Annotated in this window: 11 protein-coding genes and 2 pseudogenes; 6 read left to right on the top strand and 7 right to left on the bottom strand. The window is 39.6% G+C overall.

Translation table 11 applies throughout. The annotated features are described in order from the left end of the window. The first annotated feature begins 205 nt into the window (after positions 1-205). From ACED53_RS21150 to ACED53_RS21130, 5 genes and pseudogenes are all read left to right on the top strand, one after another. Positions 206-1,330: a hypothetical protein gene (locus ACED53_RS21150; RefSeq protein WP_102258346.1), complete on the top strand. Its 1,125-nt coding sequence runs from the start codon at positions 206-208 to the stop codon at positions 1,328-1,330. Positions 1,331-1,588: 258 nt separating this feature from the next. Further along, positions 1,589-2,167, top strand: coding sequence for a DUF2913 family protein (locus ACED53_RS21145; RefSeq protein ID WP_017101494.1), 579 nt, complete (start codon positions 1,589-1,591; stop codon positions 2,165-2,167). An 840-nt stretch (positions 2,168-3,007) separates the two neighbouring features. After that, positions 3,008-3,421: an H-NS family nucleoid-associated regulatory protein gene (locus ACED53_RS21140; RefSeq protein ID WP_069592252.1), complete on the top strand. Its 414-nt coding sequence runs from the start codon at positions 3,008-3,010 to the stop codon at positions 3,419-3,421. A 164-nt stretch (positions 3,422-3,585) separates the two neighbouring features. Then, a pseudogene (locus ACED53_RS21135) lies at positions 3,586-3,831 on the top strand (ISNCY family transposase); the annotation flags it as partial. A 1,617-nt stretch (positions 3,832-5,448) separates the two neighbouring features. Next, complete coding sequence (locus ACED53_RS21130) at positions 5,449-5,922, top strand: GNAT family N-acetyltransferase (RefSeq protein WP_016800590.1); 474 nt, start codon at positions 5,449-5,451, stop codon at positions 5,920-5,922. Between the two features lie 59 nt (positions 5,923-5,981). Here the strand turns inward: ACED53_RS21130 and ACED53_RS21125 are convergent. Beyond that, positions 5,982-6,185 (bottom strand): annotated as a pseudogene (locus tag ACED53_RS21125) (IS6 family transposase); the annotation flags it as partial. Positions 6,186-7,077: 892 nt separating this feature from the next. On the opposite strand from ACED53_RS21125, the gene ACED53_RS21120 reads away from it, so the two are divergent. After that, positions 7,078-8,034: an IS110 family transposase gene (locus tag ACED53_RS21120; RefSeq protein ID WP_017064050.1), complete on the top strand. Its 957-nt coding sequence runs from the start codon at positions 7,078-7,080 to the stop codon at positions 8,032-8,034. A gap of 22 nt (positions 8,035-8,056) precedes the next feature. Here ACED53_RS21120 and ACED53_RS21115 read toward each other — a convergent pair whose 3' ends face one another. The 6 genes from ACED53_RS21115 to ACED53_RS21090 all read right to left on the bottom strand — a co-directional run bounded on the left by ACED53_RS21115 (position 8,057) and on the right by ACED53_RS21090 (position 13,113). Next, on the bottom strand, positions 8,057-8,509 hold the full coding sequence (locus ACED53_RS21115) for a hypothetical protein (protein WP_076675364.1): 453 nt from the start codon (positions 8,507-8,509) through the stop codon (positions 8,057-8,059). A gap of 138 nt (positions 8,510-8,647) precedes the next feature. After that, entirely contained in the window at positions 8,648-9,223 is a 576-nt protein-coding gene (locus ACED53_RS21110) for a class I SAM-dependent methyltransferase (protein WP_102257509.1), read from the bottom strand. A 517-nt stretch (positions 9,224-9,740) separates the two neighbouring features. Then, complete coding sequence (locus ACED53_RS21105; protein ID WP_017102639.1) at positions 9,741-10,157, bottom strand: GFA family protein; 417 nt, start codon at positions 10,155-10,157, stop codon at positions 9,741-9,743. A 130-nt stretch (positions 10,158-10,287) separates the two neighbouring features. Further along, positions 10,288-10,926 carry a LysE family translocator gene (locus ACED53_RS21100; protein ID WP_017102638.1) on the bottom strand — a complete coding sequence of 213 codons (639 nt, stop codon included), beginning with the start codon at positions 10,924-10,926 and terminating at the stop codon, positions 10,288-10,290. Next, entirely contained in the window at positions 10,923-12,248 is a 1,326-nt protein-coding gene (locus ACED53_RS21095; protein WP_102533729.1) for a serine hydroxymethyltransferase, read from the bottom strand. The genes ACED53_RS21100 and ACED53_RS21095 overlap by 4 nt, the downstream gene beginning before the upstream one ends. 16 nt (positions 12,249-12,264) lie before the next feature. Continuing rightward, the gene (locus tag ACED53_RS21090) at positions 12,265-13,113 is read right to left on the bottom strand and encodes a phytanoyl-CoA dioxygenase family protein (protein ID WP_371715302.1); all 849 of its coding nucleotides are present in this window, start codon (positions 13,111-13,113) and stop codon (positions 12,265-12,267) included. Positions 13,114-13,461 lie beyond the last annotated feature (348 nt).

Below are 13,461 nucleotides of genomic sequence, written 5' to 3'. Positions count from 1 at the left end.
GGTCACGGTTCTTATTCAGCCGCTTAAGCTTGCTGCTTTACAAAATGAATGGCCCATTGAATACTAAGATTAGCGTTTCGATTTATCAGCGTCAGAGGGTAATTCAAACTCAAGGAACATAAATTAGTATTACTTCGAGGTGTTTCTCTTCTTACGCTGTTAGCCTAGAAAAACACATGGGTTACTAGAAGAGAAAAGGACGGATATGACACTTCCTATTTTTCACTCAAACAACGTTCCACATTCTCAGTCGGATTATTTATCTGAGCTCTGGAGGAAGATTGAAAAAAATGAACGGCGTAATCAAAAGGCCGAGCTCAAGGTCAATCAGCTTTTTTCTGAATACAAAGATAAACTGACTCCCTATGATAAAAAGCTCGACCATCTTCACTGTGCCTGGGTTAAGCACTTGATGTCATTTTTGACCTCAAAAAAACTCAAAACCAATATCCGCAATCGCTTGATGCAAGCGATTGAACAGGAGTTAATTGAATTGCTTGATCGCCCTTTTATCAATGATAGAGACAAAGTCGAGGCGTTATGCGAAGAGTATGAAACCTATCATAATAAAGTATTTCAGAAAGAGAAACAGCAAGCGCTCAATGCAGCTTGTCGAGAATTTGAAAACGGCATGAAGGAGATGTTCGGCGCTGATATTGATTTACCCCACAAAAAAATCCGTGAAATTCTGGCTTCTGGTGATCCATTCGCCATTGAAGCTTTTATCAGTACCTTATGGGCCTCTTTTGTTAAACATAATAACGACTCGTTTTCACCACGGGCCCAAAATGAGGACGATTGGGACGATTTTGAATTCGATTATTTTGAGAGTGAAGACGACGACGCGCTTAACATCAAAGAAATGTTCCGAGGTACTCAACTCAACAAAATGTACAAACGCATTGCGAGTGTTATCCATCCAGATAAAGAGTCTGACCCGTTAAAGAAAGAAGAGAAACATCGTTTAATGCAGAAACTGGCGGTGGCCAAACGAGAGAATGATGTGATGACCTTAGTCCGAATGCTGACAGAATATGTCCCCGATTCTGAGCACCTTCTTGATGAAACAACTTTAGTGAGAATGGAGCATTTGCTCGAAATGAAGCTCCTGGATTTAAATCGGGCCCACCGTGACATCTTTAGCCAACAAGGAGTTAAGTCTCAAGTCTGGAGACAATTCTCAGCACCAAGCAAGAAGAAGACGCAAGCCAAAATGGAAAAGTATCTTGAAATGATTGATGATTCGATAGTCTCGCTTGAAAAAAGAATAAGAAAAGTTAACAGTATCAATCAATTAAAAAAATATTTAGGATCTCTTACCTTCTATTGATTCTGTGTCTAGAAAAGAGGCTTAATCATGGTGGTTTAAGAGGTTCGAAATACCGCTTGCTCACCCTTCGACTGGCTTCGCCAGCTACGGGATTGCGACGAGCGGTGCCATTAAAGTTTGAGCAGGTATATGTTCGCGTTCCCCGTTAATTTTTGAATGCGCCTTATTATTTAAGCCTTAATACACGCTGATTACGCACTCAATTTAAAATCGTGAAAAACAGCTAGGAAGCTTCAATTAAAGAGAAAGAATAAATTCATGAGTCGAAACCTTAAGCACTATCAAGCCCTTGATGAGATCGTGACGAATGCGCTTCTCGCACTGTATTTAACCATGAGTCAACAAGGTGGATATTGGACAACGAAAAGAAGAAATGAACTGTTGGTAAAATTCATCAAACCAAAAGTAAAACGGCCTCAGTTCTCGACATGTAAAAATGAACTCAAAACCATGATCAGTATTGGCCGAAGTGTAACAGGCAACCTCGAAAAAAAAATGTGGGAGGTAAATCAACTGAATCTCGGGTATCAAGCCAAGTTCTCACAGGCTGATGAACTCTATATCATGTTAACGGAATTATTTGAGCAGCATCAGTTTCCAACTATGTTGGAAGACCCCACAAAAGAAATGGAACGAGATACTCTTTACATGAAAGAAAAAAGCATAGAGCAAGGGTTTGATGAAGACAATAACCAGATAAAACCCCTGGCTATGACGGTGAAAACCCATCGGTTGGAAGCGTTAATTGAAGCGCTAAAAGCCAAAGGCTTTTATCGCGTTGAAGTTGACTCTGAAGAGAAAGATGAAGTCATTCACCTTTTATTGCACCGAGAGTGATAACGATTATACGATTGAATAGTGCCTTTCTATTTCTCGGTTTTACCTTGGGTAGACAATGTCCGACTAAATACCCATCTTCAACCTTGACTGAAAGCTTTCCCATATGACAACGCACCCAAAGCCAGTCTGACCAAATAGGTCATAAAGAGAGAGCTTTTCAATACGCAACTCTGGCTTACGCATGAACCTTTTAAAATTGGCATTAGCTAGGCTAGGTTTGCGCATAGGGTCCAATTCTCTTCTTCATTTTTCCACCTAAATCCGGATTTAGGTCTAGTATAATATACTGCGATACTCACCTTGTGACACGGAGCCTTCCATCCTAGTGGTAGGTGAAAATTTCACCCAAACCTTACGGACGCCAGTTTTCAATGCAGAGACACAATAAGAGTTTAGGACTATTCATACTTTTCTTTATGCAGACACATGCAATAATCAACATGCTATGACGAGGTTGATGGTTATATGAGATGTTCCGAAATACCCCCTTTGATCTACATGGTTACTGAAACTCAACTTGAGAGTGCTCTATCCTCTATAGCCATCAATAACTTGCATATTTACTGTGCGTTTACTCATGAAAGTTTGAACACTAAATTAATCAAAGATATTCAGTACAGCCACTTTAAATCCATAAGCTTTAGCGACGCTCGAACTATTTACCCTAAAAAAGCATCATTCTCGGATGAAGATAGGCAATAACTCATTGATATTTAGAAAAATATGCCTAAGAGGGAATATTCACAACGCTATTTTTGGAGAAAACGTGTTTCGACAATTTTTGTGTATCTTATTGATTTGTAATATTATCTCAATTTAAATGTAAATGGACTCAACATGACCGAAATGATAAAAACTTTACTTAATATCCGCTCGCTTCGTGCGTTCTCTCGTGAATTAACACTTGAGGAACTTGAAGAAGCACTGAATAAGTTAACGACCGTCTTTCTTGAACGCCAAGAGAGCGAAGAAGTAGAGCGCGAAGCTCGTGCTGAACAAGAATCCAAAGTCGCTGAAATCGCAAAGCAAATCAAGGTCGATGGTGTTAATATTGAAGCTCTTATAGAAGCTCTAGCAGGTCAATCAAAGAATAAAATAAAAGGTAAACGTAAGCCTCGCCTTGCTAAATATAGTTACACAGACGGGAACGGCATAGAAAAAACCTGGACCGGTCAAGGTCGCACCCCTTCCATAATTCAAGAACAGCTTGATGCTGGAAAATCAATTGAGGATTTCTTGATCGCGAAATAGTCGCTTCTTTCAAAACCCTCACTACACCCCCCTCAATTAAGAGGCCCAGAATTCATATAGAAACTAACAGAGCCCTTGTTTAGGTTAGTTTCTATAGGGCAGTCAGCTCGCTTTAAATATCTCTCCCATTGGCCAATCTTAAAATGAATGCGTGAACAGAAATCAACCTAGAGGCGTTAATTACGTCACTGGCCTCATCAGTACCGAAACACGAGAAAACACTTATGACTATTGCAGAACAATTGCGCCAACAAGGCGAGCAACGTGGCCGCCAAGAAGGACGTCAAGAAGGTCGCCAAAAAGCCCTCAAGGAGATGGCGCACAAGATGATGCTTAATGGTCTAGATCAGGAAGCCATTATGGATGTCACAGGATTGAATAAAGACGAACTAGCACAACTTTCTCATTAGCCGAGCAAGTAAATGGCCATCAATAAAGGACGGCGCGTGGGGAGATAAATAGTTAAATCAATAAAAAATAAGGATAAGAAAAAAAAACGGCGCGGCACTTTCTTTTGTCATACGACAGGTCCCTTCTTCGATTAAACGCGGAGTCATGTGGAACCCTTTCATCACCTTCCCACTTAACGTCCACCTTCATCCGGATGGTATGACGTTGTACGAAACTTTTAGACTTTTCCTACCCATCGGCCTTATTGTTATCATATTCAGGTACTAATTGAGTGAGGGGAATTATCGCCTCACCCAACTTTCATTGTGACAACGTCATAAAAAAGACCGAAAGACTAAGGTTATTACCTTCCTTGAAGCCCTTATATAACGTTCTGGTCAAAGTTTTATAAAATATTCAACGTTTTACTGCCCACTTTTAAATCGACTCTCTTTATACCCAAACGATAAAGGTAAGAGAGTACGTCATTTTTAGAAACATTGTATTGACTACGATTTAGAAGTAATAAATATTCTTCTAACAAGTATGGAAAGTCGCTTAATCAACGCCCATGAGTAATGTCAATCTGAGTGATATGTCGGCCAAGCACGGCATTATTGTGAATCGTCCTATATTTATCGTTGGTTCAGCCAATCAAGTCCCGCTTTAGACGTAAGAAACTACTCTGCTATCAATTCATTAGGAGCGACATCTTATCGCTATTAGAAAAACCAAAGCATCAAGGTTTGAACTAGCAACCTAGTGAATACGCTTTCATTATGTAATGATTTTACTTACAAAGTCATACTGTAAGAGACAAAAGATTCCGGAATAATACGTCAAATGGTCTGGGCTAAAACTTATATGGCGGTTCGTATCATTGGTGTTGAGTTTGGCTACACCAATTACGCAAACTACAAAAATAGTGCAGAATAGCTTTCGATAACATTAGCTGCAATATTCCAGAGTTTTGTCTATTTTAGCACTGCGATTGGCCATCTTCGATAACATCAAGATTTGGCCTGTACCAAAGCAAAAGGGTAACCAGCACTCTTTCTTTTGCGCTTACCGAACTCGTTGTCCAAATTTGAACTCGATGTGAGAGCCAGAGCGAATAATGAGAAAGCACTCGTCAATGGAGTGAACGTCACTGTTGAGTGCAAAGGCGGTAAGAGAAGAGCCACCATTTTAGTTGATAAGTGACATACAACATGTAACTGGCTTAGAACACGTTAAAGCTCTCTTTCATTACACTAGTAAGCACTCTAGCAGGGATTTTGTTTTGGTTCTTGTAACGGGACTGTTGCAAAAATACTGTACGGACCCTTTTTTTTAATCATCGTGGGCAACGCTTGGAACTCATATTTCTGTCATGGGTGCAGACAAAATAGGAAACAAGAACTTCCATCCTCATTGTTTGAGAAAGCATACTCTACTGTGACTATATACCTTAATGAAAAACGATTGGCGAGTTCTAGCATGCGCCAGATAAAGAGATCTATAAGATAGTTGAAGAGCCTATGTTAAATGACAGGAACAAAAGCGGCATTACCATTTTGATAACTCAAGATTAGCTTATCAAGATCCTTACATTGGCCAGTTACTTTTAATGAAATACCTACCCAAGGTAAATAAGCATGAATAAAATTAGCTTTTTAAAAATAAACAATACCATTATCGATGACATTATTGCTCTCTCAGTGGAAGAGTCTCAAAAACAACTCATTGCTAACAACGCAGAGTGGCTTGCAGAAGCCAGTTTTAACGACGATAGTATCAACTATGGTATTTACTTAAACGATAAACCTGCGGGCCTGATCTCTCTGATTGACCCTAGAATACTGGACACACACGATGAACACTTTCAAAAGGAGCATTTATATGTATGGCGCGTCATGATTGACCATCGTTTCCAAGGAAAGGGATTGGGGAGTCAAGCGATTAACTTCAGTAAGAAATACGCTTCCATTATCGGTTTAAAAGGCGTCTCCCTGACCACGATGGATAAAGAAAAAGGCAATGCGCTCTCTATTTATCAAAAACTTGGTTTTATACCAACGGGCAGAAGACTTGATGATGAAATTGAATTAATTTTTGGCTTAAAGGAATGAGTGAATAAACAAGTCAGATGGTGTGTCTGGGACGGCTATTTGGCCGCCTCATTTTATACTTAAACTGTAAATGTATTGAAGAGTTCATTCAAAAACGCTGATCCCTCGTGCACTCTCACCTCTGCCCGGTCACGGCTTAACCAAAAATCAAATTGACTCTTGTTCAATATCCGTAACCTTTAAAGACCTTGAATCGCTTCGATGAGCTTTTTGATTAGAGCATGGTCTGACTCTATCGCATTGTCATGGTGTTTAATTACTCTTAATTTTTTTGCTCATATTTTCAGCTATCATGCGCTAATCTAGAAAACGTTAAAGTTCCAGCTCAGTGCTCTAAAGATCGTAAAGCCTCACCTAGCAGGTCTTCTGGCGAAAGGTTAGAATGGGTGTTCATTATACTTTCGATTCTCCTTGTAGGAAAAGAATTACAAGTCTTCCCTCTACCATCAAAGTCCTCTTGTCTTCTGCCGTATGCAATGTACACATTAATGAGAGTACACTCCCTCTCTCTCACTGAGCAGGTAATTTTCCTGAGTTTTTTTTGAAGACCTTCAAACATTCTATCGAGGCTTTGGTCACTATTTGCCTTAGTAAAGTGGCCATAGACTTCAGAGATAGTGCTATTTATTGATAGCTCAAACCTATGTACTTCTTGTTTCATTTGAAATAACTCAAGTATTATTGGGATTTGTATTACACATACTATAACCAAAAACATTGAAAGTTATTGGTTAATCAATTTAGTCAGCTTTGGCTCTCTTTGTTATCAGCTCTTATCGACAAAGCTAATTGCTTGCAGTTACAAAATATATCATTGGAACTCGCCTTGAGTCGCGACGACGAGTAAAACTTCAGGTCTATGAAGCCTCTGGACATAAACGATTTAGATCTATACCTCTAAATTGTTTATACAAGATCAGACAAAGTATCTCGAAACCTTAAATGCTTGTATGGATAATAAGCACTCCAATCGGGTAATGTGAGACCCAGGCTTTAGCTGCAACTAAAGCTTTCTATGTAGCAGTTCGTTTAAACGCTGGCTCCTCTATCGAGAGACCGATAACAAACATGAACGCTACATAGGACTTCAAGCATAAACCTCGAATAGTCGACTGGGTCTCGAACCCGCATTACGCAAGCATGAGTTAGCTTATTATGAATACCAAAATCAATCAAAGCATCAACGTTGGAGTTGATACCGGCAAAACACAATTAGACATCCACATCAGGCCACTAGACCTATTTTTCTCAGTAGAGAACAATGATAAAGGCATCAAAAAAGCACTCAAAACGATTAAGAGTCACAGTCCTGAACGAATCGTTATTGAAGCAACAGGCCGATTAGAAATGCCTTTTGTTCTTGCATGTGCAGAGGCTCAATTACCTATTGTCAGAGCAAACCCTGTCCACATAAAACGGTTCGCTGGTGCTATTGGCCGCAGAGCCAAAAATGATCGTTTAGATGCAGAATTGATTGCTCACTATGGAGAAGCAATCAAACCAGCTCTTACTGTCATAAAGCCAAAAAACATACGCCTAATGAGTGACTTAGTCATTCGCCGAAACCAGTTGTTATCCATGCAAACCATGGAAAAGAACCGAATCCAGATACTTCCCGCTTCTCTCCATCCGACTATCAAACCGATGCTAACCACGATAAAAAATCAAATCACCAAGTTAGAAGAAAAGCTCGTTAAACTCATTGAAGATAGCCCTGAATATCAGGCTAAAAACACAATATTGCAGAGCGTCCCTGGAATAGGAAACATTGCCGCTGCATCAATAATTAGCAACGTACCAGAACTTGGCTACATCACAAATAAACAAGCGGCATCACTAATTGGTGTCGCTCCAATAACACGCGAAAGTGGGCGCTACAAAGGTAAGCGCGTGATCCAAGGCGGTCGAGCGCAAGTACGCACAGTGTTATATATGGCAATGATGTCAGCCATGCAATGTAACCCCGTATTCAAAGCAACTTATGCTCGACTTGTAGCTGCCGGAAAGCCTAAGAAAGTCGCAATAATCGCGTGTGTTCGAAAGATGGTTGTGACTCTTAACTCTATGCTGAGAGATGGCGCCATGTGGGATGAAAACACTGCCAAAAATTAATCATTGACGCCATAGTCGTTTGTTAGCTTAAAAACACCACTGCATTATTTAAGGCATGAATGCCAAATGTAACCCCAAATGCCGATTTAAATGATTTTTGACGCCAAATTAAATAGGATATTGAAAGAATAAAAAACAAGAAAAGTACGCCAAATCCGTTTAGCACGCTGTTAAAAGTATGTGCTGCGGCCCATGTCAGCGCGCTAATTACTGAAGTCATCACTACTTCAAAATTAAACATTTGTATAAGCTTTAATATTGGAACCATTAGAAGCGTTTCGACAGCCGGAGCTAGAATAATCAAAAACAATAATGACGATTCCTGTCTATCATCCGGAGCAACAAGTTCAGAACCCCAAACGTATGACGCAGCGAATACTAAAGGAAAAGTCACACAAGCATGCAATAGATATGATTTCACTACATATCCGATTTCACTTTGGTTTGTATTAAATAAAAAACTAAATATTTTCATGCTCACTTCCATGTTTAAGCTAACGCCGCAATAACACGTTTACTACGACACAGACTTAGTTGAATTTTACTGCCTTAATCACTGAAACTAAAGACAAACCTACAACGCCGAATGTAGTAAATCGTGTTGATTGCTTTGTTATATGATTTTTCTAACCACTACGTGACAAGCTTTACTATTATGCCCTGTCATCGTTTGATTATTAACAACGATAGACTTTTCTAATACAGACCCATCAACTATATTTTCAATTTCAGCTTGAGAACCGTGCCACATTGGAACCCCAACACCAGAAGTAAAAAAAACACTTTCATCAGAGCAAAATTCAGCTAAATAAATGACTCCATTTGGTTTTAAAATTCTTAGTAGCTCAGAAACAACATTTACCCTAGCTTGCTCTTCTGGAATGCACGTAAAAACGGCACATGTAACAATAGCATCAAAGGAAGAATCAGAAAAAGGAAGCGGTGAACCTTTTGAGTAGTTCAGCTCTAGATGCGGGAATTCATTGTTCCCACGATTAATCATTTCCAATGAAGAATCAACACCACAAATACTTTTATAACCTAAGTCATAAAGCTCATTAGTTACTCTTCCATACCCGCAACCAAAATCGAGAACTTGGCTAGAATATGGAACTGTATTAATAAGTAACTCGCTGATTAATTGAAGATTAAACTCAACTTTATCAGCAACATCATCCCAATTACTCAAAGATTTCTCCTTAAATCATATAACATTTTAATATCGTGCCAGCACGAATTGATGTATTCAGCATATCGCAAGCACTCTCTCTAACCAACTGAAAAGTATGCATATAATTCAGTTTAGATCTAATTTTAAATTAAAAAGCGTGCGAGCACATATTGCTTCCGATTCAAGGCACTTTATCAATCAAAAACTTCCCTTTGTTTTCTACTATTCAACAGCCTAGAAATAGTGAGCAACATATTCGTACGTAACTGTGATTGAAGGTCAGTCTGTTATGGATTAGAAAATTTAACTACGTTGTTGGATCTCTAGGTATGAGGAAAAGTAAGGCAAGTTGCAGGGTTTGAAACTGAGTTCAATCCCTCTCTGGCTCACTTTGGGGCACTTTCGAGTTAGAAAGTGCCACAGATAAAGATTCAACCTATGAAAGTTCTGGCCAAAAGTAAGTTAATGCAATGAAACTCCCTAAACCTCAATAGATTAGAACAAGTATTTTAATATCTTAAACACTTGCTCACCGCTACCCCGGCTGCTCAGGGAAAACCTTTACATTAGTTGGTATTTGGTACCAATCTAGTTTTTCACTAACCCAAACATGTGCTTGAGGTTCGAAAATATCAGCTGCCGACATATCAGTTGGTTTTAACTTTAATTTAACCGTTTGCGGTGCATCTGGATTGAAATGGTAAATTCTGTTTCCACAATTTGGACAGAACATCGCGCAATTACGATTGCCACTATCAGCTAAACGTTCCCAAGTTTTCAGTTGACCAGAAAACTCTATTTTCTCGGCATCGACAACTGCTGTAATGCTAAATGGGCTGGTAGACAGTTTTTGGCACTCTGTACAGTGACAAGCAAAGACCATTAGTGGTTTTTCATACAAGTCATAGGTCACTTGCCCGCACTGACATGCTCCTATAAGTGGATATTCCATTTATCACTCCTCCTCACAACATGAGTGGCAGCTAACTCCGAATTAAGTAACGAGTAACACTACCGTCTAACCTAAGTCATTACATCGTAAATCAACTTGAATTAAAAATCCGAGAAGTGTGTCCCTTCCCCTAATTGTACGAGGAGTTTACCAAGGCCATAACACCTAACAGTATAAAAATACTACCAGACCACCTTGAGAAAAAATCAACCCAGTTACTTCTTGCTTGAAACTTTTTCTGTAGATGACTCGCCATCAAAACACTTAACAGATCAGCACTACTAAACAATAAATTCGTAACAACTCCCAAAATAAGCAGTTGGAGCCAAACAGCAACACTTCCTGCTTCATTCACAAACTGTGGGAGAAAAGCAAGATAGAAAATTGCGGCTTTAGGGTTCAGAATATCTACAATGACACTATCAATAAACGTTCTTTTAGGAGAGGTAAGATTGCTTTCACAAGAAGTAATACGTAATTTTTTTGATAGATAGATACGTTGGAAACCCAACCAAACAAGATAGAGAGCTCCTAGCTTTTGAATGGCAGAATAGAGAGAAGGATTAGCTAAAAGCACAGAAGACAAACCTAATACAGCTAAAATTACATGAAAATAACCTCCTATATGAAGGCCAAAAGCTGCCATAATTCCTACTTTCTTCCCTCCTGACACAGCTTGAGCAATACTGTAAAGCATTGCAGGACCGGGCATAAACGCATATAGCAACGTAACAAATAAGTAAGTAAACAGTTCTGTAATTGAAATCATTGTCCACCCTCCAAGCTATATTTAAAGCCAGAAAATGTTGAGGCTAACTCACTTACTACATTACGCGCCTCCTTCAAATTGTAATTACCTTGTAGAACGCCTGCGATTACCTCAGCTAAAACAACTATTTGACTTTGTGTAACCCCTAATCGAGTAATTTCTGTTGCACCAAAACGTATCCCAGATAACAACTCTCTATCTTCAGGAAGTGGGACTGCATTAGCAAAAACCCCAACATCAGCTAGACGGTAGCATGCTAAACGCGCACCTTCTTCTCGAGTCCATTTCACAACAACTTGATGAGTTTCAGTAAAGCCTTCATCAGAACAGAGCACCTCCAACCCGTGCGCCTGTAAATTACTAGCAAGTTGCCTAGCATTAAGCATCCCTTGAGCCATATATTCAAGGCCATATTCCTTTAATTCTAAGCATGAGACCGTCAGGGCAGCAATTCGATTAAGTTGATGTGAACCAGTTAGCTTTGGGAATATAGTCGTGCTAATCGGAGAAGAAAACTTTTCCGAATTCCAACAAATTACTCCTCCCTGAGGACCACTAAACGTCTTTCCTGTCGATGCAGTGTAGATATCAGCTCCCAAAGACAGAGGGTTTGGATAAACTCCACCAGCAATCAACCCTGCTTGATGTGAGCCATCAAAAAGTAACATCCCTCCCCAACGAGAAATAATGTCTTTTATCTCTTTTACAGGAAAGGGAAAAAGGTTGAGACCTGCCCCTAAACTCACTAATTTCGGGTGTCTAAACTTAGCCATGTATTCAAAGGCGTTTAAGTCAATTTCGAGGGTATTCGGATCCACAGGAAGATCTGAAATGGAATAGTTCAAGATCCCCGGGGGGCCTAAACTATGGTTACTTGAGTTACCACCATAAAATGTATTGAGGGTGGACATATCTGATACGTTGAAATGGTTTTTGAGAACTGCATAGACAACCGTATTAGCATGAAGCCCTCCTAAAAGCCTAGGGTCTGCATGATTGCATTCAAATAATTCCTTAAGTAATACTATGCAAAGTGCTTCTATTTCATCAGCTTGATCAAGCCCCGTAAAAAAGCGGTTATTTCGCCCAATAGAACCGCCTGAGGCTCTAGACCCCAAGTCACAACTTAGTAGTCCCCGAGCTTGTAAACTCATAGGGCCTTCTGCTGCCACAAGGTTTATTCCTGTCTTCACTCTCACAGTCTCGTGTCGCTCTATTAAAGCTCTTAATTTTTGATAGAGCTCTTTAGAAGTCGAACACCCAAGTAAGGCAGAAGCATCATTCAGAATATTCATGTCATGCATTTGTTTGCTGATAATCACTTTCTAACCTCCCTTCTCACGTATAACTGTTACGTGTGTTAGACAGATCCTTACCACAGAGCAGTAAGCTCGAATGTCTTGTGATATCTATGTTTGAGCCATCAATAAAGTCGCCCAAGTGTCGAAATGGATAAATTTCCGTATCCGTTGCCGTTACTCTAAAATTAATGCCAAACCGGTCATTATAAGATGTATTAGGAAGAGAACCATGCATGGTTCTTTCCGTGAAAATAACAAATTCCCCTTTTTTCATAGGGATCGTCACTATATCTTCTTGGCTCTCGTCTACACCCAATGTTTTTTTTGCAGGTAATTTTGCAAGTTCAGCTCGAACATAGGCTTTAACATCCTCGAATGATTTCCCACTAATTTGATAATTTTCAAAAAGCCCACTGGTATCAACGTCCAATACTAGTGTGTAATTGTTCGCCCTTTCGACAACATCTTCGCTTGTTTTACAGTCAATAAATGGATCATGCCAAAACTCAGATTCTGTCATTGGAACCATGGTTTTAGGATATTGTTTTTTATGTGAACCACGAATGAAACGCAACGGAGCGCAATCAAGCTCAACATCAGTAAGGGCGACCCAAACAGTTAAATTCCACCAACGATCCCGCCTTTCATGTTTAGGCCTTAAACTAGGCTTATTATTGCCAATTTCTTCACCATCGAAATCTCCCCACTCTTGGTGCCAACCTGTACCGTTTTCTCCAGATTTCTTGTGAAAAATTTTTGAGCGCCAAAGAGCTAAATCGTCTCCAATCAGAGACTGTAGCTTTGGGATCAAAGCTGAATCTGTGAGCAACTCTTTAATTTTCGTCGATACTAAATGCCAATCCCTGACAGAATAACGACCATACAGGGGATGCGGCTCTGGGCTTTGAGCTATCTCCCTAACTTCCGTTAAAACATCTTGAATTAATTCGACATTTGCGAACCTCGGTAATGGTCCTAAATAACCATCTCGCTCGGCGAAAAGACCTTATTTGCTCTCTCGTCAATCCTTTACTCTTGTCCATTGATTAGCTGCCTACCCTATGATGTTAAACAAAGAGCGTCGAACCTATCAGTCTTTATCGAATGGCCTAAAATTAATAATTAATAATTAATAATTAATATTTAGAGAAAAGCGTTAGTTCTCGCGTACACTTATTCACAGAACTCCAAGTGTGACTCCCCAAAACACAAACTTCACCAAAAAACCTAATCT

Source organism: Vibrio sp. 1F169, from assembly GCF_041439605.1.
GTDB classification, from domain to species: domain Bacteria; phylum Pseudomonadota; class Gammaproteobacteria; order Enterobacterales; family Vibrionaceae; genus Vibrio; species Vibrio tasmaniensis_A.
The sequence above is the reverse complement of the archived record's forward strand: the minus strand, read 5'-3'. Positions and strand labels throughout refer to the sequence as shown.

Bases quoted from the DNA above. Each gene is read 5' to 3' on its own strand.
- ACED53_RS21150 (WP_102258346.1), top strand. From the start codon at position 206: ATGACACTTCCTATTTTTCACTCAAACAACGTTCCACATTCTCAGTCG.
- ACED53_RS21145 (WP_017101494.1), top strand. From the start codon at position 1,589: ATGAGTCGAAACCTTAAGCACTATCAAGCCCTTGATGAGATCGTGACG.
- ACED53_RS21140 (WP_069592252.1), top strand. From the start codon at position 3,008: ATGACCGAAATGATAAAAACTTTACTTAATATCCGCTCGCTTCGTGCG.
- ACED53_RS21130 (WP_016800590.1), top strand. From the start codon at position 5,449: ATGAATAAAATTAGCTTTTTAAAAATAAACAATACCATTATCGATGAC.
- ACED53_RS21120 (WP_017064050.1), top strand. From the start codon at position 7,078: ATGAATACCAAAATCAATCAAAGCATCAACGTTGGAGTTGATACCGGC.
- ACED53_RS21115 (WP_076675364.1), bottom strand. From the start codon at position 8,509: ATGAAAATATTTAGTTTTTTATTTAATACAAACCAAAGTGAAATCGGA.
- ACED53_RS21105 (WP_017102639.1), bottom strand. From the start codon at position 10,157: ATGGAATATCCACTTATAGGAGCATGTCAGTGCGGGCAAGTGACCTAT.
- ACED53_RS21100 (WP_017102638.1), bottom strand. From the start codon at position 10,926: ATGATTTCAATTACAGAACTGTTTACTTACTTATTTGTTACGTTGCTA.